General features: G+C 33.5%; 24 protein-coding genes. 2 read left to right on the top strand and 22 right to left on the bottom strand.

Annotated elements, in window-relative coordinates; all coding sequences use genetic code 11:
* Positions 1 to 149: 149 nt before the first annotated feature.
* From C7381_RS05520 to C7381_RS05420, 21 genes are all read right to left on the bottom strand, one after another.
* Positions 150 to 356 (bottom strand): hypothetical protein, encoded by a 207-nt coding sequence (locus C7381_RS05520; RefSeq protein ID WP_116480204.1) that lies wholly within the window; start codon positions 354 to 356, stop codon positions 150 to 152.
* A gap of 239 nt (positions 357 to 595) precedes the next feature.
* Entirely contained in the window at positions 596 to 1,237 is a 642-nt protein-coding gene (locus tag C7381_RS05515; RefSeq protein ID WP_116480203.1) for a DUF1638 domain-containing protein, read from the bottom strand.
* Positions 1,238 to 1,251: 14 nt separating this feature from the next.
* A complete protein-coding gene (locus C7381_RS05510; protein ID WP_116480202.1) occupies positions 1,252 to 1,719 on the bottom strand; it encodes a GNAT family N-acetyltransferase in 468 nt (155 codons plus the stop codon).
* Positions 1,720 to 1,954: 235 nt separating this feature from the next.
* Complete coding sequence (locus tag C7381_RS05505) at positions 1,955 to 2,998, bottom strand: Fic family protein (protein WP_116480201.1); 1,044 nt, start codon at positions 2,996 to 2,998, stop codon at positions 1,955 to 1,957.
* Positions 2,999 to 3,169: 171 nt separating this feature from the next.
* Entirely contained in the window at positions 3,170 to 3,826 is a 657-nt protein-coding gene (locus C7381_RS05500; RefSeq protein ID WP_116480200.1) for an alpha/beta hydrolase, read from the bottom strand.
* Positions 3,827 to 3,873: 47 nt separating this feature from the next.
* Positions 3,874 to 4,362, bottom strand: a complete 489-nt coding sequence (locus C7381_RS05495; protein ID WP_116480199.1) for an NUDIX hydrolase — start codon at positions 4,360 to 4,362, stop codon at positions 3,874 to 3,876.
* Positions 4,363 to 4,576: 214 nt separating this feature from the next.
* Complete coding sequence (locus C7381_RS05490; protein ID WP_116480198.1) at positions 4,577 to 5,197, bottom strand: class I SAM-dependent methyltransferase; 621 nt, start codon at positions 5,195 to 5,197, stop codon at positions 4,577 to 4,579.
* A 278-nt stretch (positions 5,198 to 5,475) separates the two neighbouring features.
* Positions 5,476 to 6,138, bottom strand: a complete 663-nt coding sequence (locus tag C7381_RS05485) for a hypothetical protein (RefSeq protein WP_116480197.1) — start codon at positions 6,136 to 6,138, stop codon at positions 5,476 to 5,478.
* Positions 6,139 to 6,597: 459 nt separating this feature from the next.
* Positions 6,598 to 7,443, bottom strand: a complete 846-nt coding sequence (locus tag C7381_RS05480) for an aminoglycoside phosphotransferase family protein (protein ID WP_116480196.1) — start codon at positions 7,441 to 7,443, stop codon at positions 6,598 to 6,600.
* Positions 7,444 to 7,590: 147 nt separating this feature from the next.
* Entirely contained in the window at positions 7,591 to 8,049 is a 459-nt protein-coding gene (locus C7381_RS05475) for a GNAT family N-acetyltransferase (RefSeq protein ID WP_116480195.1), read from the bottom strand.
* Positions 8,050 to 8,364: 315 nt separating this feature from the next.
* Positions 8,365 to 8,766 carry a hypothetical protein gene (locus tag C7381_RS05470; protein WP_116480194.1) on the bottom strand — a complete coding sequence of 134 codons (402 nt, stop codon included), beginning with the start codon at positions 8,764 to 8,766 and terminating at the stop codon, positions 8,365 to 8,367.
* A gap of 577 nt (positions 8,767 to 9,343) precedes the next feature.
* Positions 9,344 to 10,090 carry a hypothetical protein gene (locus C7381_RS05465; RefSeq protein ID WP_116480193.1) on the bottom strand — a complete coding sequence of 249 codons (747 nt, stop codon included), beginning with the start codon at positions 10,088 to 10,090 and terminating at the stop codon, positions 9,344 to 9,346.
* A 27-nt stretch (positions 10,091 to 10,117) separates the two neighbouring features.
* Complete coding sequence (locus C7381_RS05460; protein WP_245893771.1) at positions 10,118 to 11,251, bottom strand: hypothetical protein; 1,134 nt, start codon at positions 11,249 to 11,251, stop codon at positions 10,118 to 10,120.
* 783 nt (positions 11,252 to 12,034) lie between these two features.
* Positions 12,035 to 12,967 (bottom strand): hypothetical protein, encoded by a 933-nt coding sequence (locus tag C7381_RS05455; RefSeq protein ID WP_116480191.1) that lies wholly within the window; start codon positions 12,965 to 12,967, stop codon positions 12,035 to 12,037.
* A 126-nt stretch (positions 12,968 to 13,093) separates the two neighbouring features.
* Positions 13,094 to 13,936 carry a nucleotidyl transferase AbiEii/AbiGii toxin family protein gene (locus C7381_RS05450; protein ID WP_116480190.1) on the bottom strand — a complete coding sequence of 281 codons (843 nt, stop codon included), beginning with the start codon at positions 13,934 to 13,936 and terminating at the stop codon, positions 13,094 to 13,096.
* A complete protein-coding gene (locus tag C7381_RS05445; RefSeq protein ID WP_116480189.1) occupies positions 13,933 to 14,520 on the bottom strand; it encodes a type IV toxin-antitoxin system AbiEi family antitoxin domain-containing protein in 588 nt (195 codons plus the stop codon). Before C7381_RS05445 ends, C7381_RS05450 begins: the two co-directional genes overlap by 4 nt.
* A gap of 314 nt (positions 14,521 to 14,834) precedes the next feature.
* On the bottom strand, positions 14,835 to 15,992 hold the full coding sequence (locus tag C7381_RS05440) for a class I SAM-dependent RNA methyltransferase (RefSeq protein ID WP_116480188.1): 1,158 nt from the start codon (positions 15,990 to 15,992) through the stop codon (positions 14,835 to 14,837).
* On the bottom strand, positions 15,993 to 16,376 hold the full coding sequence (locus C7381_RS05435; RefSeq protein WP_034547190.1) for a GrdX family protein: 384 nt from the start codon (positions 16,374 to 16,376) through the stop codon (positions 15,993 to 15,995).
* Positions 16,376 to 17,215 (bottom strand): DNA-binding protein WhiA, encoded by an 840-nt coding sequence (gene whiA, locus C7381_RS05430; protein WP_116480187.1) that lies wholly within the window; start codon positions 17,213 to 17,215, stop codon positions 16,376 to 16,378. The genes C7381_RS05435 and whiA overlap by 1 nt, the downstream gene beginning before the upstream one ends.
* Positions 17,212 to 17,637 (bottom strand): NUDIX hydrolase, encoded by a 426-nt coding sequence (locus C7381_RS05425; RefSeq protein ID WP_133240929.1) that lies wholly within the window; start codon positions 17,635 to 17,637, stop codon positions 17,212 to 17,214. Before C7381_RS05425 ends, whiA begins: the two co-directional genes overlap by 4 nt.
* Positions 17,638 to 17,648: 11 nt before the next feature.
* Complete coding sequence (locus C7381_RS05420) at positions 17,649 to 18,260, bottom strand: TetR/AcrR family transcriptional regulator (RefSeq protein WP_116480185.1); 612 nt, start codon at positions 18,258 to 18,260, stop codon at positions 17,649 to 17,651.
* Between the two features lie 234 nt (positions 18,261 to 18,494).
* Here C7381_RS05420 and C7381_RS05415 point away from each other — a divergent pair, with 234 nt between their 5' ends.
* Together C7381_RS05415 and C7381_RS05410 are read left to right on the top strand one after the other, a co-directional pair.
* On the top strand, positions 18,495 to 20,495 hold the full coding sequence (locus C7381_RS05415) for an efflux RND transporter permease subunit (RefSeq protein ID WP_245893768.1): 2,001 nt from the start codon (positions 18,495 to 18,497) through the stop codon (positions 20,493 to 20,495).
* Positions 20,496 to 20,501: 6 nt separating this feature from the next.
* Entirely contained in the window at positions 20,502 to 22,454 is a 1,953-nt protein-coding gene (locus C7381_RS05410) for a hypothetical protein (protein WP_116480183.1), read from the top strand.
* Between the two features lie 35 nt (positions 22,455 to 22,489).
* Here the strand turns inward: C7381_RS05410 and C7381_RS05405 are convergent, their stop codons facing one another.
* Positions 22,490 to 23,641: a CD0519/CD1768 family membrane protein gene (locus tag C7381_RS05405; RefSeq protein WP_116480182.1), complete on the bottom strand. Its 1,152-nt coding sequence runs from the start codon at positions 23,639 to 23,641 to the stop codon at positions 22,490 to 22,492.
* Positions 23,642 to 23,737 lie beyond the last annotated feature (96 nt).

The following is a 23,737-nucleotide window of genomic DNA, read 5'->3' as shown; positions in this document are numbered from 1 at the left end:
TATGCACCTCCTTACTTGTTGTTTCTATTTTTAGTATAGGATGTTTTGCGTATAAGTGCAATTTTTTTACATAAAAATATCTATGGAGGGTTTTAACTCCCCCATAGATATTATAGAGCCTTAATATTTTCTGTTCGTGCATAAAACCTTTAACCCTTAAGCCAGTCCTCAAAATTATAGCCTCTGGCTTCTAGCTGATTTTTGATAGAATCGAGGGCAAATTCATAACCCATTACAACACCCTGATCAAAATCGCTCTTAATGTTTTGCTCCCAGTATTCTCTATTATCTATTAGTACTTCAATAATTGCTTTTAAAGTCTCCTGAGACCAATTCCAATCTTCATTTTCTATCATTTTAATCTCCTTTTATTATGAAAACTAATCAATACCCATATGCTTTAAAGAATCTTCATAATAACTGCGTTTACTAGATGGCTTGTAACCTGCACTCAAAAGGCGACAGGCCGTTTAATTTTGTCTTTATTCTCTCGCCATTATACCGCAATTGGCGTATATAAATAATATATGGCGAGATTAAAATACAATCAATCTTCTGTCGAGACAATTGGTTTGTATTTACTTATGCATTCGTTTTATATTTGTTCTCCTCGTTCCAATATAGTGAACTGCTCGTCCCATCTTCCTGTGAAAAGTTTTTCCAATAGATATGTGCCGCCCTCAACAAAGCCAAGCTTCGCACCGAGCCAATCAGCATCTTCCTTTACAACTTGAACATAATCAGCTCTTCTACAGTCATTAATTTTTGTATCGATGATGTCTATCTCGTGGTAATATTTTTTCCAGTCCTCATGGTAACGCTTCTTCGTTTCTTCGTCCAAATTTTTAGTAAGCTTATCAAAAATCGAATGAAAATTTTCTTTCATCGGATCTTTTTCGCGTACATATAAATGCCCCGGTTCTTTTAAATCACTTTTTACTTCATCTGTATTCTGCAAAAGAAGTGAAACACACTCGTCAATCTTTGGAATAACAAGTCTGCATGGAGCCTTTACGCCATCCCATGAGCCGCCGCAGTGTCCCATTGCAACCAAAATCGTGTCCACATCCTTGTACATTGTCGTCAGCGTGTTAATGATGTGCTCACGCATCTCGTTTGGATCCCTATGATACAAACGATTTAAATAGAATACCGGGTAATTCGTTTTAACTTTTCTTTGAGCCTCATCAATATATTCTTTTAATGATGAGCATCCTAAAATTACGGTTTTTGACATAATATCTCTTCTCTTTAAGCTAAATACTTTACATATATCTGACAAGGATTACTCTCGTCCCATAAATCTGGGAAGACTTCTAATTCTTTATAACCGACTGCTTTATAAAATTTATTCGTTATGTCGTACTCATCGTAATGGCCGGACTGAACGGTTTTTACTTGTGTGTAAGTGTATCCCAAGCTCTTTGCTAAGTCTTCATAGGCAGTATTTAGCTCTCTCCCAGCTCCATGATGATGGAACTTTTTCTTCACGCCAATGACAAAGATCTCTGCACAGTCGGGACTGCTCGCGCCAAGGACGATGAAGCCTACTAGCTCGTCCTTATAAAAATTTGCTAGGAACGGCTTTGCTTGCGTCTCTTTAATGTAATTCTCTGTGCTCTCAGGTATGCCGAACCATTCTGGCAGGTCATTAAGCACTTCTCTTGCGATTCTTTCTTTTTCTTTTTTATCTACAATTTCTTTTACAATAAATTTCATGCTATAATCAGTCCATTACATCCTTTCCTCTGGATTTATATGCTCTATAATTTTCTCCTTATACCATATTTGGCTTAAATCAAATATTTATCTTTTTTTCAATATACCTACTGCTTATAAATAAAGCTCCATTTACGTAGAGGCAAAGCCACTGATATTCATAGGAGCTATTCTCATTCCAAATAAAAAGACGTTTAAGAAGTTATCTGCCTGTATTTTTGCTTGTGAAATAGTTTTAAACTCTAATATACTTAGTCGATCTTCCGCTGCCTAATTGTTTAATTAAGCCGCGGTCTTTTAATTCTTTCAATGCTCTTTCTATAGTTCTCTTTGAAATATCCGGGCAAAGAATTGCTATATCTGATTTAGATAATGGCTCTAATGAATTTTCAAACACCTTCATAACTCTTTCTGCAGAAGTTAAAGATTTTTCTGATATTAGTTTAAATCTTTCATCACATTCACCATATGCCTTGTAGATGACCGAGAGCATATATTTTATAAACGGCAAGTCGTTATTCGTTCCGGAATGCCAATTTTCACTTGAAGCTTGCAACTCTTCATAGTAAATATCTTTCGTCTCCTCGATAATCATTTCCAGTGAAATATATTTTCCTACAAAAAAACCGTTTTTATATAGTAGTAGAAGTGTTAACAGTCTTGACATTCTACCGTTTCCATCAGCGAATGGATGGATACATAAAAAATCATGAATAACAGTCGGTATTAGAAGTAATGGTGGGATTTTTAAGCGAATAGCTTCATTGTATGCACTAATCATTTTCTCAATATAGTTTTCTGTTTCAAAGGCTGAAACAGGTTGAAATCTTACTTTTTTCTCTCCAAGTGCATTTGTTTCAACTATACTGTTATACATTGTTTTAAATTTTCCCTTATGACTTTCCTCGGAATACGCATAAAGCCTATTGTGTAAGGTTAGAATATTGTTTTTTGTAAATTCAATATTCTCATAGTTTTCATGAATAATATCTAGAACTTCTCTGTAACCATATATCTCTTCTTCATTTCTATTCTTAGGTTCACTTTTTTTGTTCATCAACTCTTCCAGTCTTGTATCATTTGTAGAAATACCTTCTATTGCATTAGATGATTTAGTGGACTGAATTTTTGCAACCTCTATCATTTTATCGAGAACATCGGAAAAATTAGCCACATAAAGTTCTTGTTTGCCTTTATATTCATATATTTTTGATATTAAATCATACATATTTGCCGGTATATTTAAACTAATTAATTTTGAATAATTAAATTTTCTCATGAACTCTCACCACCTTTCTCGCCATTATACCATATTTGGCGTATATAAATCAATATTGGCGAGATTAATATCGCCATTTTAATAAATTTGGCTACGATAAATTAAAAATGGCGTAAAAAAATACAACAGATCTTCTGTCGGAGCGATTGATCATATTTTGGAGTCTATTTGCTAAGAAGTTTTTTTATTTTCCCTGTTGAACCATTCGGCGATTTGTTCTGCAACATATCTCGGCTTTTGAGTATAAATCTCATGAGTCGTATTTTTAACAATTTTAATAGTAATATCATTGCGATTAGTTTTGTAGTATTTATCAATTTTTACTTTTTTATATTCAAAAGCATAATTTGGACTGTCCGCAACAAAAAACAACACTCGGGAATGTAAATCAACTTCAAAAATATCTTTATAATCGTCAGCAATAATTGACATTAAATTTGTGATAGTATCCGGATTCATATTCAACTTATTTTTGATGATAATCTCTTTTGTTTCTTGTATTTCTTTCTCTAAATCTCTGTTTTCAAAATCATAACCGATGATACCGCCATCGAGAATAATTAATTCGCAGGGATTTATCTCCTTATTAAATTTGAGTGCCAAATCAGCGCCCATTGAGAAGGCCATGACAATAGAATCTTTAGGAATACTGTTTTTCAACCATTCTACAAAATCTTTCTCATCAACTATTTTAACGTTTTCATTTGAATATTGCCCCGGAATATCCAAAAATTTTATCTCGTATCCATACTTGTTTAACTCAGTGTTTAATAGTTGCACAGACTCTTCAGTACTTCCTAAACCTGAAATAAAATATATTGTCTTCATAAAACCTCCGAAACTTCCGGAAACAACTTTCGTATAGTCTAACCGGTTTATTTGACCCTTTCATCTGTAATTATATGTTCCACTCCGTTATGTTCCGAACGGAGAAATTCCTTCATAAATGTCGGATATGCTTTGCATTTATCAAGCTCATCTATAGGCACCCAAAGCATTGTTTCTTTAACGCCCGACATTGTAGTACTTTCGCTCGTAAAATCTCTTTTGCCCATCGGCTTCATAATATAGTAGAAAGTAACCTCATGGAAGTCCACTCCTTTTAAGCCGGAGGTGCCGATGAAAAAGTTCTCGTGTATCACGGCAAGGTGATCGACCTCATAACGAACTCCTGTCTCTTCAAAAACTTCTCTCTTCACGGCTTCTTCCGATGTCTCGCCCATGTGAACTGCTCCGCCGACCGAGTAGTAATAGTCATCGACTTCATTTCTTGCAAAGAGCACACAATTTTCTTCGACTATGATGGCTGCCGCTCTATATCTAAATGCTTTTTTGTCGTCAATAATAGCACAATTATGCTCCATAGTTATTCTCCTTAAAATTTTATAATAAATTAATTTGCACTTTTAATCTAACTAATTTCTAAACAATGAGTTGAAACAGTGGCTGAAGCCGTCATAGTATTGTAGAGGCAAATTCTTGACATAAAAAGCTGTCGAATAAATATTCCAATATACTTTTCGGAAACATTACCATGCATTTTTACGTAAAAATTTTTAATCCACGAGAACAAAATATTTAGGATATTTTTTTGGCAATCAAAACACCAATAGGTGCAAGACCTCCATATACTAATTTCATTTCAACTGTTGAAAAACCATATTCCTCAATAAAATCTTCAAATTCTTCTTTATTCCATTCTTGGTACATTTTAAATCCTAAAATAGACATTAAATTTTTTATAATTTTTCTTTGCTTTCCCTCTAGCCATAGAAAAGTAGGGGCAAACAAAATTCCATTAGGTTTTAACACCCTATATATTTCTTTCATTGCCTCATCCGGCTTAGGCATAATATGAAGAGCATTGGCGATTAGGACACAATCAAATTTTTCATTTGGAAAAGATAATGATGTTGCATCGGCGGTTTCAAATGTAAGATTTTCGTATTCCCCACGCTTTTTAGCTTCCATAATCATTTGTTCGGAAAAATCTGTACCAATCCAATTTTTAGCATGCTTTGAAAGACTAAACGATAACTGGCCTGACCCACATGCAAGTTCCAGTACATTCATATCTTTATTCAAATAGGGAATAATGTATTCACAAACTTCATCGTAAACACCTTTATCTTTTTTCATAAAAGGGGCATACAGCTTAGCAAATTTATCCCAAAATTTTTTATTGCTTTTATCAATCACTTTCAACACTCCTTGTGATATAAATTAACATGTTGATTCTATTTTTTCTAAGAATTTAAATTGATTCCAAATAAATTCGTTGATTTTAGCATAGGTTCCATTACTTCAATCTTTGTCAGATTAATCTCGTTTCGTTACACTCGCGACATTAATGCTAGGGCTTCGTGATGATAATCTTACATAAAGAAACTGGTCTTCACGTTCATTGAAGAAGGGGAGGGGGACAAGAGAATTTTGTTGTATGGTTCAAGTTAAAGTCCACTGGAAACTGAAAGTTATTACTTTTTTTGTTCAAGAACCCTATCGATAAACATTTCTAAACATTCTTTTGAATTTCCCCATCCTGCACCATTATTTTCATTTGAAAAATCAAATCCGGATATTTCAGTTAATGCTTTGCTGCAAATCCATTCGTACAAACCGGCAATAGGACTTTTATATATGATCAAAAATAATGGTTTCATTGCTTTATTTCCCAATAAAATTACATTGTGATATTGTTTAGAATCCATTACATCGTGATACCATTCTCCTTTCAACCAATAAAATTTATCCTTTTTTTCTTTTTCACCAATTTTTTTACATATATCTTGAAATTGTTGAGCTATAAACGTGAGAGTTTTTTCATCAATATTTTTTAGTAGTAATTCCTCATCCACACCATTTTCAGTCACTTCGTCCCAAACAACATCTTCGTTTCTATCTACTTTTTCTTCGTTTGGTGCTGTTTTATCTTCGTTTGGTTTTGTTTTAGCTTCGTTCGGTTCTGTTTTATCTTCGTTTGGTTCTAATTTCTCTTCTTTCTTTGTAGAAACTTGCTTTTCCGTTTTTGTTTTATTGTTATTATTGCTGAAATCTTTTTGATTCTTACATGATGAAAAAAATAATATAAGACATATTACCAACATGGCAAGAAAAATATAATGCTTAAAGAGTTTCATTTATTTCACCTCATAAATTCTAATTTATCTAATTGTCGCTCAGATTATTATGTTAAATATTAACTCAGTGTCATCATTACCGTACGCCCAATATATTTCCGTTAAAGAAAAATATAATTTGTTCAGTTGCGTAATCATTTCTTCTCAGTGGAGATAGAGAACCGAATCGTGCGTATGTAACTTTATGGTAGGGAAGTGGCCTGTATCCCAGGACATCTCTGTCAAAAATTTTTAATAGAATATAAAATATTTTTTATTCGATCGCTCTAACTTTTATCTATATTATAACACTTATGCACCGCTTTAGTTAAAAAAATATTTGTTCAAATTAAATTTTATATAAAAAAATGGCTTCTAAGATTTGTAGGTCTTAAAAGCCATTTGATTTTATTTCATTTAATATCATAAATTATTAAATAATATATTTCTAATCAAATAGCAACATCAAAAAACATATTATTATTTGCAATAATCAAGAAACACATTTTTAACGTAAGACAGGTACTCTACATTTGTTCTTCCGATTTTGTAAAAATATGAATATATAAGTATCATATAATACTTCACATAATCCCAATTGCAAGTTCCTTCTGACTGATAACCATCCATAAACAAAGAAATTTCTTCATCTGTGTTCATAAATTTCTGACCGGGACGAAGTATCAATGCCCAAGCAATATCAAATTCTTTATTTCCCCAGCCGGATAATTCAAAATCCAATATGGCTGATATATGCTTTTGTTGCCACAGAATATTGGCATAGTGAAAATCTCCATGACAGAAGCATTTATTAATTCTTTGAGGCTGATTCGAAATTAAATAATCGTAGACAAATTCTATGCCTAATTCTCGGAAATACTCTTTATCCTGTATATGAAAAAATTTGCGATCTTTTACATCATGAAAAATTCCTTCCGTCGCATGTAACTTTGCAAGAGCATTACCATATTCATAGAGATAGTCTAACGAAGCTTTATTAGAGTTATCTCCCACAATACTAGACAATCGCTCACCTTTCTTTGCAAGAGAGACGCAAAAATACTTCTTTTCCTCATCGTAATCGATTATGTTTGGAGCAAGTTCACATTTAATAGAAGCTATGGTATTTATTTCATTTTCTATATCTGCGCCAAATTGTCGAGCTACTTTTATATATGCTTCAACTTTCTCTTTTTTGTAGATGCCTTTAACTTGGAAAACATCGTTGCCTGCATGAGGATAACCGATTACCTCTAACAAATGAAAATTTTTAAAGGGCAGGGAAAAAGGGTCTATCGAATCTCTCCATTTTTCCGGATGTTTCATGTTTATCACTTCCTAAAATAATATCACTATCTCCATTAATTTTATCAAATCAATCAAATCTGGTGTTGCTTCACTTGCATTCTTGCCAAGAATCTACAAGAACGTTCCACAAAAAAATGAACATTATACCGAGCACATCTAAGTATTTTAATTTAAAGGTTGTATAAAAAATGGGAGCTCACAAATTTTGGAAGATTTAAAACTTTCGTAAAATTCATTTGCATTTTTATTTGTAGCCCTTATTAATCTAATTTCATCAATACTATGTTTTATACAGTCGCTGGTCATTTCATTAAACAATTTTTTTGCTATTCCTTGCTTTCTATTCTCCGGCAATACATAAACCCAGTCGACATAGCATATTCTATATCCGTCTTGAAAACAAGAATAAAAATGATATTCTATTCTCCCGACAACTTTATCTTCATAAATAGCCAATATTGAAGTGCTTCTTTTTGATAATTCATCATCTAATCTTTCATAAAGCTTTTCTTTGTCTATATCAGTTGAACACATAAGTTCCGGTTCTAATTCAGTAGCCGATAATAAATAATCAAAATACTTATTAAAATTATCTTTGTTTAGTTTTTCAAAAATACAATCCATAACTCACCTCTAAAATGATGAAATTTTATTAGCTTAATTATAAACAAAAAATTTACCTGCAGATTAATCTCGCTTTGCTACACTCTGGACATTAATGCTAGGGCTTAGACATGTAATAGTTAGGTTATTTCTAAAAATATATACTTTTAGAAAATCCGTTGAATTTTTAGATTTTTCAATATTTTATTGTCTCGTGTATTTTTAGTTAGGCTATTTGTTATCGTTATTCAAATTATTATTTATATTTTTACATATAAAGCTTTTTGTCAAATTTATTTTTAAGGGTTTGTGTCACATATGTTTGGCAATAATAGGTTAATTCCATAAAAATTCCAACTCACCTGTTGCTTCTTCAAATTTTAGAATCAAATAGTATCGATATTTTTTATCAATATTTATAGTAGCGTTTGGCATATTAGAATCCAGGTGTAACAATAATTTTTTGTTATTATCCCATATTTCTGCCAAAACAAGCCCATTTTTAACTATACTGTTTAAGCAAAAATCATAACTGCGATTTTCCTTAAACTTAAGTATTTTTTTAATATAGCCATTGCAGGATACAAATTTTATCCTACATCGTTTCTTATTTCTAAACGAAGCAATAAACAATTTAGCTGTTTTCCTATTTACAATTAAATAACCATTAATCCACAAAGTATAAAACAATATTATTAAAAAAGTCATAAGTAATATACAAATAAATAAATAAACCATCTTCTTGTCTCCCTCTTTTTTAGATTATTTTTTATAACAAGTGGAAATGTTTAATTCTTTTCAGATAGTTGTACAATCTCTTTACAGCGAATATTATTTCTTTTGTTGACGATATAACTCAAAATAAACATCACCATTTTGAATTAACTCATTATGATTTCCACACTCCACTAGTTTTCCATTTTTTAGCACTAATATTTTGTCTGACAAAACTATAGTTGATAAACTATTCGATACCAGAATTATGGTTTTTTGAAGTATATTATAAATCTATTATCACATTTATTCAAGTAATATAGCCATTAAATAAATATATTTTTAAAATATTTATTTATAATTACACTGTCCACTCACCCCTACGATTTTTGCTATTAAAATGTTCCCACAAGGTGGTTTTAAATGAAAAAATTGCTTTTAAGATATCTTTCAAAATTGCTAAAAACCATTGATTTCAAGACTTTTATAGTTTGTTATCTTATTTTCTTGACATCAATACAACCGTCTCGACGTGGCTTGATTGGTCAATATGGATAAAATTTAATGTTTTTCATAATCCTCGTATGTGGGAACATATCTACTAATTAGTCGCTTCCAACTTCATTGAATCTTTTCTTGGCTCATCTAATTGTATCTTATTAAACTCATTGATTTTACCAATGCATACAATATTATAATATCCAGGGTTGCCAAGTTCATTATTTTTGATTGGAAAATATATCTCCAATTTTTCCCCTGCTAGATTTTTTATATAAGGCAAATAATATGCTCCACCATCTCTCTCTTCATAACCTAACCACGCTTTCTTAGCATATAAGATTTTTAAATTACTATTCATTTTTAAAACATTCAAATCAATTTTGTTAGTTAAACTAAATTTTTGAATCGTATTATTAATTCTTTCATCTACATTATAATTATCTCGTTCTGATCGTAATCTGTTATCTTTGCTACAATTCTTATTCTCATAACTTTTATCTATATCTGAACCAGATAAATGTCTCAATAAAATCTCAATTTGATTCCTTTTTTCAGATGATGATAAGTTTTCAATCAGTTTATATCTTGTTATAGTACTATAAGAACTACCTTTATACTTGTAAGAACAATGTTCTAAATGTTCGTTTAGGTCAATGGTCGCTAAATAACCCCTTAACGGTGCAGTCTTTGGAACATATTTAAGTCTTGCCTTTTTACATTCAGGGCAAAATATATTGTTTTTATACTTCCCAATTCTATTATTGTTTTCTTTTGCATAATTATCTATAATTTCTAAATCATAAATAGACCCTTTATATGCAAATTTGTCAAAAGATTTTTTAGACATAAAACCTCCATTTATAATTATTTTTTCTTACGATTCTCCATTTAATATCTTTTCAACTTCTTTTATATCGTCATCATGCCTAGATCTATTTGTACATTGTTTATTTTTGTTGTATTCATCCTTTACCTTATCAATTGTGTCTTTCGTAAATTCACTAATATGCGATTTAAAAAAGCTCATAAAATTATCAGCTGAATTGAATCCATTAAAAGTTGGCACACCCTTTATCATTATGATGATAAAGTCGTTAATATCGAAGTCTTCCTCATCTTTAAGAACTGTAAATAATTCATCAATATACTTCGGTTTTTGTAGGCTTGACATATCTTTAAACCATTGAGTTACAGTTTTTTCTGAAGATGGATAGAAATATTTATATTTATTTAACTCTCTTGGATCACTAAGTACTTTGTCAGCAATAAATGTAAATAGTCCATTATCCATCTTTATAATTTCCATTATTACTGGAAAAGTAGAAATTATATCTACTAACATACTAAATCTGGTATTATCATCTTTCAGATTTTCAACATCTATTCTAGAAAAAATTTCAAGAATATTTTCTTCTTTAAAGATTTCTGAGTATCCTTTTTCAATAATATATTCAGTCATAGTAATAATAAATACATAAAGACCACTTGCATTATTTACACACTCAACATCATCAGATATAAAATTCAATTTAATGAATGTTTTATATGATTTGCAAAGTGACTTGTAAGTCATTCTACTAAGATATTTTTTCTTAATATTATTTTTGATGTTTTTTTCTATTTCTATACCGGGATAGTAAAATACCGCATTTGTGTAACTTTCCACATCTGTTTCAGCATGCCTAAATAAATCTAAAATAAAAGGAGCTTTTACAGAAAGAATATTATCATACATTGAACAAATTAACATTCTTGCTTGATAGTCATTTGGTACATATAGAGTATTATCATTTACTTTCAAGTGTGCACACTTATTTCGACAATCTTTTAGATAATTAATATCTTCCTTAAAATCTTTAAAATAAAGTTCATGATTATCAGTGAAATACTCAATTATCTTATTCTCCACTATTGAATATTTCTCATCATCTGCAATCAGACTATTTATTTCTTCTACCATATTTTTTGCCTTGTTATCGCCTTCAATTTCCATTGTCTGTAGTTTCATGAATAAATCATATATGACAAATGAATACAATAATACAATAGTTGCTCTATAGTTCTGGCTATAATAGGATTGCAGTATTTCCTTAAAATAAACTCTTGAATCGGAATTTTGAAAAACTCTCATGTCTCGTTCATCAAATAGCATAATTTATAGTCCTTTCAAACGATTAATATTTTTTGTAACCCACATGAAATAATATATACTTCGTATATATTATACCATTTATAAGAAAAGAAAAAACAATATTATAATGAGGTTTGTTTACTTATCAATAATAATTTTTAATTAAGATTCAAATATTATTCCTAAATATTTTTTACAGGCTACTATCTTATCTATAGGATTTCTATTTTTGATTCCCAATTATCCAGAAACTATTATAATTGCGTCAGTCTATTTTGCCCATTATTCTCATTCGTAATATTTAGAACGATTATATCAATATTTTCTTTTTTTATCTATGATTTTATTATTATATTATCTCAACATAAAATCTACATATTGTCTATATACCATGCATTAATATATACTTAAACTGTTCTCACAATGTATTTTCTAAAAAGAAAAATGGCTTTTATGATTTTTTTTAATTCTAAAATTCATTTGTGTCAACGAGTTTTATATAATATTATCTTAATTTATTGTCAATAGTGCTAAGGCTTCTTGTGGTACATAGTCTTTTTTGAATTATGTTAAAATTTAATTGTATTATTGTCAATTTTATCCAAATTACCATTGATATTGATTGGGATATTTTTAAAAAATTAAAATAAATATTTCTTATTATTCATTTAAATGAAGCTCTCCCCAACACAAATAAAATAAATCATCTTCTTGAAGTGATAAATAAACCTTAAATATTGTATTTAACATTTTTTTATTTTCCATAACTTCAAACTCATAACTGCTATCTTTTAGTTCAGTGTCTTCTCTTATTTTATCCATAACATAGTATAAAGCTAAATTGACATCACAGGAATTATTGTTCTTTTTTAAATATTCTATTGTCAACTCTTTTACTTTATCATGATAGTTTTCAATGAAATATTTTTCAAAATCTTTGTAAGATTTTTCAAATCTCCACGAAATAATCTCATTCATACCTATTGAAAAACTAGATAAGTTAAGACTTGTAATGAGAATATCATAGTCTGTATTCCAATCAGTAAGAATTTGTCTTCTATATTTAATCACTTCTAAAAGTTCTTCTTTATCATCTTTTTTAATACAGCAATTTATTTTATCTATAATTTCGAATTCTCTTAAAAGATACTCTATGTAATCATATTCTAAATAAAATGAACAACTTTCATAATAATCAAGCCAATTTTTCGGATAAATAACAGGATAAAACATACCATTTTCTATTCTTGATATTTGGTTATCTACTGATTTTAGGATTTGAGACAATATTGCTGCAGATTTTTTTGCTAATATATATCTATCCCTACCTTCTTTATTAATTGTGTAAAAAACGGCAAAAAAAGATATAAACGTTGCGCCCATAATTCCCAAAAAAGTTATTTGATTATCCGTAAAATTTTCAGCAAAAATAATCAGAATAACTAGTCCCACTACAATTAACGCAAATATACTCATTACACCTCGAAATGATAATGGTTTATTATTTCTTATAATGTTAAAATTGTGACTCGACATGACTGATTCTAAAATTTCAACATCATCGATTTTAAATTTATTTTTTTTATTAAACATTTAACCCTCCATTTTTATTTAAAATAACAAAAAAATCATATTAAATAGCAGGCTATAAAATAATTTTACATAGGACAATCGGATATTTAAAATATTTATGTAATTTCCCAGACAGTGTCTGGAATATTACATCTCACTAACCCTATTTGAAATAATTGTCACTACATCAACAACATTATCAAAGATCAAATCTCCAATATACTTATTTTCACTGAGATATGCCTCCCACAAGGATCTTAGGTATGAATCTTCTTTTATGTCCTCGATTATTTCCTTATAGTCTTCCATTATCTCCTGACTTCCTCTGTTATTTGAAGTTATTTCTATTGCTTCTTTTAAAATTTCATAGTTTATCTCATCTTTTTTCAGCTTGTAGAGAGTGTATAGGTCGTAAAAGTCTCTCATTCGTGTTGTTGTTATATTTCTTCTGATTATGGTTTCGTATTTTTCTGCGAGAATTGTTTCTAATGGGTATGCCAATATTTTTATATTTTCTTTGCTAAAAATACAGGGATAGGTATATTCTATTTCCCTTGGTGTTATTGCATCTCCTGTTGTTAGGTCTAGTTTCATCGGGTTTTTGGTCTTTCCAACATTTGCTATTAATGAAATTCTAAAGTTCTCGTACTCATCCTCTTCTCTAATATAAGAGATGTCTTTTATTTCAAATTTTATTCCATCTTCTACATTGATATTTATAATTTCTTCTACAATGTCTTTTATTTTCTCTTCTTTTAGAGCTATGCCTTTTATGGTTGTGTCCATATCCATAGTTGTTCTATTTTCAATGCCAATTAAGGATGATATAAGAAATCCTCCCTTGATTACAAAATTGTTTTTGTATTGTGATTTAGATAGTCTTTTTAAAAATCTTTCAAAGAAATATATTTGCAGAACTTCCTGCGATTTCAAATTTTTCTTCTCTGCTAAACTTCTTATCTTTCCCTTTATACTCTCGATATTAATCACGATAATACCTCCATATATTTTCTAATTTCATCTTCTATTTTAAATAGTTTACTGTATTTTATTAATCGTCTTAGATTTTTATTTGGTGATTTAAAGTATCTTTTTATTGCTTCTGTAAAAATTTGTTTATCTATTTTTTCTCTATCGATTATGATATCGCAAATTGTTCGATCTATATCATACACTGGAATAAGGTTGCCTTGTGGTGATTTTATTTCTGCCTTTCCTAGTTCGTATAAATCTTTTTTTACATAGTGAACTTGTAGATCTTCATATCTTTTCTTGATATGAGTTGCATTGTAGCCTTGGGGAACAGATATATGAAATACATTTGGGGTCCTGTCGGATAGGTCATGGAGGTAGAGGGATGTTTGATGGGAAAATATAATTCGATTGCTATTTGATGATATTAAAACAAAATCGTCTATTACTTTTCCTTTTAATTGATATAGTCCCGGTCTTAATCTTTCTAATTGTCCGATCTTTGTTAATTCTGATAAATTATGCCTAGTATATCCAAGGTCTTCTGCTTCTTTGTTAGTTATTACTATATTATCTTGTATATATTCTTTAAGTGTATTCATAGCCCGCCTCCTCTCGTTTACACTTTTATTATATATTATAAAAGCGAATTTGTAAAGTTGGCTTAGGTATATTTTTTAAAGGATGTAACGAATCCTTACTCCCTTCAATAAAAAAGAGCAGCTATTTGAGCTACTCTTGTAGAAAGTATAAAATGAGTTTTATCTTATTATATTTTTCTTTGTGTCTCCTCATACCAGTTGCAAAACTACTCTTACATCCATGTAGTTTTTTTGAGTCTTTTTGACGTATCCTTCTTCATCTTTATCGAAGACAAAATGCTTATAAAACTGCTTAAAATGCAGGATTTCTATATTTACATCTTTTGTATCAACGCTATAGTCTCCACGTGCATCGTACCCGGGAACATGTCTATAACATGCACGGCGTTGTCTTTAATTTCGTACTCCGGCAACAGCATTTTTATATCTCGTATTTGGGTTGTATGGTCGCAGCTCATGTAGACGATTTCTTTCGGTGCCATTTCTTTTATTCTCTCGATGAGTTCGGGAACGAGTCCGCTTCTCGGCGGGTCGACGATGACTGTGTCCGCGAGCGGGAGTTTTTCTTTTGCGAGGTCACCCGTGTCCATCGCTATAAATTTTGCATTTGTTATGTTGTTAAGTTTTGCGTTTTCACGTGCGTTAATGACCGAAGGCTCCCAAAGTTCAACCCCCAAAACTTCACTCGCTTTGTCGGCGACAAAGAGGGAGATGAGTCCGACTCCGGAGTATAGATCCAAAATTTTTCCGGTTCTTTTGTTCCCGATAATTTCGAGAGCTTTTTCGGCGCCGTATCTGTTGTTTTGAAAGAAGCCGTCAATTTCCATTTCGTATTTTTTTCCGGCGATTTCCATTACCGGATGAATTTTTGGAGAGCGGTTTCTGTCTTTGTAGTCGGTGAAAAGTTTCCCTGTGTATGTTCCATCGGTCGACAAAAAATCCCCGTTGTCGGCGCGCCTTATGGTCACAAATTTTCCACCGGAGATGTTTTCTGTTATGTCTTTATAAATTTCGCTCGCGCCTTCGCCCAAAAGTGTTTCCATGTTCGGAACGTAGATTTTGTTCGTTTTGTTCTCGAAAAGTCCAACTTTTTTTTCGGCTTTGTGAAGACGGAGTTTGTTCACTCGATAGTCTTCATTTTTGTGCGGAACGATATTTATTTCCATATTTAAAAATTTTTTAAAATTGTTTTTTACGATATTTTGTTTAAGATTAAAACCAAAGTCATAGTCGAGAGCGAAAAGGGGATAGGCTTCGCCCAAAGGATTTTCACCGTTTTTAAAGCGTCTATTTTTTGAATAGCTTAAAAATTTTTTCACTCTCCCGAGGTTGAAGTTTTTCTTTTCTTTTGTGATTTCGATTTGAACGATGTCGCCCGGAAGTGCGTTTTCGACAAATGTGACTTTGCCGTCTTTTTTCACGACGCCGCGACCGTCGTTTGTTATGTCGATGATTTCTCCTTCGATTATCATCTAGAAGTGGCCCAGTCTTTCGATTGTGCAGACCATCAAGTCGAGGTCCACAACTCTGAAGTCGTCGAGAACTCTTTCAGTCCAGTTCGGCGTTCTTTCCATATTTTGGAATTTGTCGAGAGTTGCGATTGAAAGCTCGATGATTTTTACACTGTCTTCATCGAGCGTTTTTCCTTCTTCAATGATTACACTTTTGTACGGCGTTTCGTTCGGTTTGACCGAGCCCGAGAGCGGGTGAGTCAAAACTTTGTAGCCGGTGTGCACGAGGTCTCTTATTTTTAGGAGTACCGGTTTGTATGAGTGGTTGTCTTCTATATATATTACGTTAAATTTGTCTTCAAATCTTTCTTTAACAAGTTTGTTGTTGGTTACTATTGTCTTCATTATTCCTCCGCCAATTCTATTAATTTTTGCAGCCTGTGATTTATGCCGCTTCGTGAAATTCCGTGGCCATAGAGCATTGCAAGTTCCTTGAGCGATGCGTCGGGGTTTGCAAGTCTTAAAATCGCCACCTCATAGAGGCTTTCGTCCAAAAGGTCGAGCCTTCCGTCTTCTTTCAGTTTTTCTATCGCATGCGTCTGTCTTACACCTGCGCTTATCGTCTTTGAAAGGTTTGCGGTTTCGCAGTTTACACGTCTGTTGGTGTCGTTTCGTGCAGATTTTATAACCATCTGCTCTTCGAAATAAAGAGTTTCCGGTATTGCACCGAGAAGTGTAAGGATGTCCGAAATTTCACTTCCTTCTTTTACATAGAGAACTGTTTTTCTGTCCCTTTCAACTGTCTTTGCATTCACTCCGAGGTCAGACAAAACTTTTTGAAGTCTGTCCGCTTCGGTCTTGTTTCCGATTGCAATTTCAAAATGGTACGAATCTTTCGGGTCATTTATTGAGCCTTGCGACAAAAATGCACCTTTTAAAAATGCACGCTTTACTGCCATATCGCCGTTTTCGATAAATTGTTCGATGTCGGTGTTTCCGATGAAATCCATCGCGATGTAGTTTAAATTTTCGTCCATTTTCGGATGAAAATAAAAATCTTCCATTCGCAACTCTTCACCTTTTATAATTATAAATTCATCTTTTTTCGCAAATTCGCCGCGAACGGTTTCTTTGTAGACATAGCCTGTCGAAGATAAAAAGCCGATCACGAACGCCGAGTATTCGTCGATTCTTTCGAATTCGTAATTTTTAATTGCAGCTTTCACTCTTCCGGTAAAGTTCATGAGTGAATTTCCTTGTACGCTTCAACCGCATCTTTTATGATTTTCTTTTCATTCATATAGTTTACAAGTTTCAGAGCCACAGTGTAATGTTTGAAACCGCACCATATAAAGCCCTCGCTTTTTTGCGGAATGGGATTGAAACTAAGCGGGTCCATTAAAAACCAGTGCACTTCTTTGTCAGTCATTTTATTGTTTCGAATATTTTTGTATGAATATCTCATGTGACCGATATAAAATAAAACTTTTCCGTCTATATTTGTCTCTTCTTTCACTTCTCTCACTGCGGTCTCTTCGAGCGTTTCTCCGTATTCAAGATGACCTTTCGGAAGACAGAATGAACCGTTTCTCTTTTTTAATAATAATATTTTTTCGTTGTAGACGATGATGCCGCCTGCTGAAATTTGCATAAATTCTCCCTTCATTTTTTGAAAAATCAAAGTGATTTTATTTTTTCGTAAGCTTCGTTTATTTCTTTAACATAAGCTTCGATGGATGCTTTGATTGATGAGCCTATAACAATCATAATATAGTTCACAATTTTTTGGGTGTCTATATTTTTCTTTTCGCTGAAATAATCGATAATCATATTTGCAATTGCACCCGCATACATTTTTGCAAGGAAGTCTTTGAAGTCGTTCTCGACAACTTCGTCCATTTTCTCGACTATTGTCTCAACAAGTTTTTCGACGATTTCGTAGAAGTCGTCATAAAAGAATTCCTTCAAACCTTCTCGCCCCATGGAGTCGTATGCGCAATTTAAAATATCGTTATTAGTTTCAATATATTTAATCACAAACTCAATTGCTTTTTTGTAGTCCTTTTTTACGTCGAGATTTTTTACAACGTGAACCGCTTCTTCCTCAAGAGTCCACTTGAAAAGTTCGTTTATACTTTCGAAATGATAATAAAAAGTTTTTCGGTTGACGTCGGCACTTCTTACAATTTCCGAAATTGTAATTTTGCTTAAAGGTTTTTTCAGCATGAGTTTTTTTAATGTCTTTGAGAGATGTTTTTTCGTTTTTATTGAAATCTCTTCATTTTTCATTTTATCACCTATGTATATTATACATTGATATGAATAAATTTTCCATAGTTTGTAAACAATTGACCATCAATTGTGTATAAATTGTCCGTTATTACCCAAAAACACACAATTTGACCGGTTTAAGTTTTGCATTTTGCGGTTATAATACCTTTATATTAAAAAGGAGTGATTTATTTGATAGACTTAATCAAACGGGGGATCAAGCACCCCAAAACTATTTTAATTATTTATGCGGTGCTGATTGTGATTTCCATAATCAGTTATCCAAAAATAGAAGTAAACTACAACATAAACGATTATCTTCCGAAAAAAAGTGAGTCGACAGTTTCGCTCAACAAGATGAAGGAAGAGTACGACGAGCTGATTCCGAATTTGCGGGTCATGCTTGAGGACGTCACGATAAACGAAACGCTCGACATGATAAAGAAAATTGAAGACGTTCCGGGTGTGCAAAATGTTGTTTGGCTGGACGATTTTGAAAGTGTTATGAAGCCGATGGCTTTTATGGACGCGGACAATCTCGAAAATTATTACAAAAACAACAACGCGCTCATGAACATTACAGTTCAGGAAGACAGCATTATAAGTGCGACCGAAGAGATTAGAAAGATTATCGGAGACGACAACAAGATGACGGGCTCCGCCGTTAACACGGCTATTGCGACGACAAACTCGGTTAGTGAAATAAGGGTAGTCACGATTGTCGGAGTTCTCTTTACGATTTTGATTCTTATTTTGACAACTGAGTCGTGGATTGAACCGGTTATAATTTTGATTGGGCTTTTGGTTTCGATTGTTATTAACGCCGGGACAAATTTAATTTTCGGCGAAATTTCATTCGTTACAAATGCTGCCGGAAATATTTTACTCTTGGCGGTTTCCTTGGACTACACGGTTTTCGTTCTCCACAGATACAAAGAGGAGAAAAAGAATTACGACGACCACGTCATGGCGATGGGAAAGGCGCTCGAGGTTTCGTTCTCGTCGATTTTATCTTCGGCACTCACGACTATAATCGGATTTTTGGCTCTTATATTCATGCAATTTAGAATCGGACCGGACCTTGGACTCGCACTTGCGAAAGGTGTTTTCATCTCACTTGTGACCGAGTTTACATTGATGCCGATTGTAATTTTAAAGATGGACAATTTGATTGAAAAAACAGAGCACAAAAAGTTTGTACCGAGCTTTAAAAAATTCGGAGAGTTCGTGTTGAAACACAAAAATGCAAATCTTGTAATATTTTTTATAATTATGATTCCGTGTTTCCTCGCTTCGAAAAATAACGCATACTATTTCGGCAACTCTCACATCTATGGCGTGGATACAAAACTTGGAAGCGACACTGTCGCAATTGAAAACGAATTCGGAAAGAGCGACACATATGTGCTTCTTCTTCCGAAGGGCGACCTCGAAAAGGAAAGAAAACTTTCGAGCGATTTGAAAAATATCGACGAAGTTTCAAATATAATTTCGTACGTCGACACCGTCGGAGAAACAATTCCTGAAAATTTCATTGACGGCGATTCTTTGAAAAAATTGAATTCGAGAAATTATACAAGAATGATTGTTTCCGTGAATGCGGACTACGAAGGGGAAGACACGATTAAACTCATTGAAAAAGTGAAGGAAACGGCGAACAGATATTACGGCGACGACTATTATCTCGCCGGCGAAGGCATCTCGACCTATGACCTCAAAAACACGGTCATGGACGATATGAATGTTGTAAACATTATCGCGATTGTTGCAGTGTTCCTCGTGCTTCTTCTTTCGAAGAAATCGCTTTTGATTCCGGTTATTTTGGTCAGTGCGATTGAAACTGCGATATTTATAAATATGTCGGTGCCTTATTTCAGGTCGACGACGATTTTCTATATTGCATACCTCATAATTTCGTCAATTCAACTCGGGGCGACTGTGGACTATGCAATTTTGCTTACGGAAAGATACTGTGAAATGAGAGAAACTCTAGATCGAAGAGATTCCATAAAGACAACTTTAGAAAAGGTGAGCGTCTCGATTTTGACATCTGCACTCACGATGATTATAGTCGGATTCTTACTTGGAAAATTCTCGACACACGGACTTATTTCACAACTCGGTTATTTGTTGTCGGTCGGAACGACGGCATCTGTAATTATTGTTTTGTTTGTACTTCCGGGACTTTTATATATGTTTGACGGACTCATTAAAAAGACAACGAAAAATATAAATTTTATAAATGAAAGGTAGGATATAATGAAAAATTTTAAGAAAGTGGTCGCAACAATTTGCGCTGCGACAATACTAACACAAACGGCGGTCATCTCCGCCGTAAGCGCACCTCAAAAAGAAGAGGTGGTCTATGTTACAATGGACAGCGAAGGAAAGACTGAAAACATAAGCGTCGTAAACATTTTCCCGAAGGGAGGAGTTTTTGACTACGGCGACTACAACAATGTGAAAATTTTAAACTCAAATATAGACTTCGAGCAAAGAGGCGACCTCGTCATATTTGATTCGGACAAGGACAGACTCTATTACGAAGGCGATTTGAAAAATCTTTCGATGCCTTGGGACATTTCGGTAGAATATTATTTGAACGGCGAAAAAATGAGTGCCGAGGAAATCAGAGGAAAGGCGGGAGAAGCAAGGATTCATCTTTCCGTTAAAGAAAATGAAGATTTCGACCGCGATTTCTACAAAAACTATGCACTCCAAATTTCTACAAAGCTGAGCACTGCGGATTTTAAAGACATAGTTTCAAACGAAGCGACTATGGCAAACGAAGGCGAACAAAAGCTTTTGAACTTTTTGTCACTTCCAAACAGCGGACTTGAAGCGGACATCACATTCACAACCGACGACTTTTACTTCGACGGCTTTTCGATTAACGGCGTGAACCTCAATTTAAATGTAGACCTCGACAAATTCGGCATCGATGAAAAAATCGACAAGCTGAATAACGGTGTGACGGATTTAAATGACGGTGCAAAAAAACTCGACGACAATTCGAGTGAACTAAGAACTTCGACAGAAAAAATAAATGACGGCATTGCAAAATATGTCTATGGAAATAAAAAACTCATCGAAGGGGTCGCATCGATTGAAGAGGGTTTTGACGGAGTGGACAATGCCTTAAATGCAATTGTCGCAAAAAATGATATGCTCACAAATTCGTCGGAGCAATTTTATGCGGCGCTTCAAAAGATGGGAAATATGACTATAAAAATCGGAAATATGCCGAGCGAAATCGTCGAACTTTCAAAGGCATCGAGCGATGTCAAGACTGCGCTTTCAACAATTTCAAAAGGCGCTGAAGATTTGAGCCGTGGCACAAGTTATGGAGCATATTCGAAAAAACTTGAAGAAAATGATATAAATCTAAAGACGCTTGAAACTGGAAATGTTGCGCTCATAAAAGAGAGTGCGGAAAGAATTGCGGCTTTAAAGAACTCGCTGGAAAAAGGCGAGATGGGCGATTCCGAAAAGGCGAGTGCGATGGCGGAAATCGAATATCTCCAAAAGACAATCGGCGCTTTAAAGAAAAATACGGAAATGCTTGGCGGCACGAAATTATATTTCGACGAACTTAACAAAGGCGCAAAGAGCATAGAGAGCGGCGTGAAAAAGTTGGACGGCGGATATGTAAAAATTGACGACGGCATAAAAACTCTTGCAAGTTTTGCAGGCGAAAAGAATAATGATGCAAATGAAATGGCTGCAAATGCAATCAAAGAAATGACTGAGAAATATGCGGAATTAAACGAAGGAATCAAGTCATACACGGGCGCTGTGAAATCCGTTCAAGAAGGTGTTTCAAAAATCAGCGGAGGCAAAGACGTTCTGAAATCAAATATAGGCGAACTCGATAAAGCCGGCGACATGGTTTTAGACGGAACGAAATCTCTTGAAAGCGGTGTAAAAAAATACACCGAAGGCGTTTCAAAACTTCACACGGGCACCGAAGAACTTTACAGCAAAACAAAAAATATCAAGGGCGAAGTGAAAGACAAGATTAACGAAGAAGTCGGGAAGAACTCCGACGGAGAAATAGAATCTTTCGCATCTTCGAAAAATGAAAATGTGAAATCCGTTCAATTCGTTATAAGAACGGGCGAAGTTAAAAAACTTCAAAAGGAAAAAGTTGTTCCGGAAAAAATTGAAGAAAAAGCGGGATTTTTTGAAAAGCTCGCAAATCTTTTCAAATAAAAAAGGGGATGTTCGTTTGAACATCCTCTTTTAGTTTAGAATAATGAAAATAGTTTAAATAGCAAGTTTGCACTTATACCGGCACAAAGTCCGCCGATTGTATGGCTTATTATTGCTTTTCCTGTGAGTTCTCTTGCTCCGAGACTGTCCATCATTGCAATGTGCGTTGAGAGGTATCCGCTCCAACACATACAAATTGCTGTGAAGACTGCGATTTCGTTCGGACCGACAAGATTTTGTGCCACGAGATTCGGAACGAGGCCCATTGCTGCACCGGCACTTCCAAGAGCTGTTATAGGAACAGCAATTGATTCAGGATTTGTAAAACCGAAAAGCGGTTTTATAATGAATGAGATTTTTCTTCCAAGCCATGGTAGGAATGCGACTCCTTCATTTGCACCGCCGGTGTAACCTTGAGGTCCAGGGCCGTTTGTCAAAAGAAGAACGAGACTGCAGATGATGACGACGCCCGGAATGATTTCCATTCCCATTTCAACGCCGTTTTTACCACCGTCGATAAGAGAGTTTATAACTCTGCTTCCAACTGCACCCTCTCTAATAAAACGCACTTTGTGATCGCTTATTTCTTCGTAGTTGCTGGAATAATCACTTGTGCCGTAATATTTTTTCGTAAACATGAGCATGAGCCTTACACTTACGATTGAGCCGATGATTGCACCGACATTTCCAATGAGTGCGGCTCTAATTGTGCCGTCGAGTTTTAAACCCATCATTGTGGTTGTTATAATTAAACCCATACCGAATGAAGTTCCAATGTTTGTGAGCGCCGGCAATTGATATCTCTTAAAATATGTGAGAAAGTTTTTGTCACGTGCCATTGAAAGAATCGCCGGGTTGTCCGAAAGATAGCAAGTGATAACACCAAGACTTGCTGCACCCGGAAGATCGTAGACAGGAGACATAAGCTTTGAAAGTATTCTGTCGACGAGCGCTATTACTCCAAACTCCGACAAGACGCTACTCAGTGCCCCCGCTAAAACGGCAATCGCCATTATGTAGAAACAAACTTCCATTATTAATCTGTAGGCACTGTTCATGAGTGTGTTTATCATGTTTACTCCACCCATCACGCTGCCGATTGCGATAAATATTGCAAAAAATATGATTAGAAAAATAATTACTTCACGACTTAGTGCCGGAACTAATTTATAACCCTTTTGCTCCATGTTAACCTCCCTATTTAAGTTAATATGTATATTTTATCACAACCGCTGTTTAATGTCTATATAAATTTAAATTAAATTTACAATACTGTTACGTTT

The sequence above is a fragment of the Ezakiella coagulans genome, from assembly GCF_003096635.1.
Classification (GTDB): domain Bacteria; phylum Bacillota; class Clostridia; order Tissierellales; family Peptoniphilaceae; genus Ezakiella; species Ezakiella coagulans.
The sequence above is the reverse complement of the archived record's forward strand: the minus strand, read 5'-3'. Positions and strand labels throughout refer to the sequence as shown.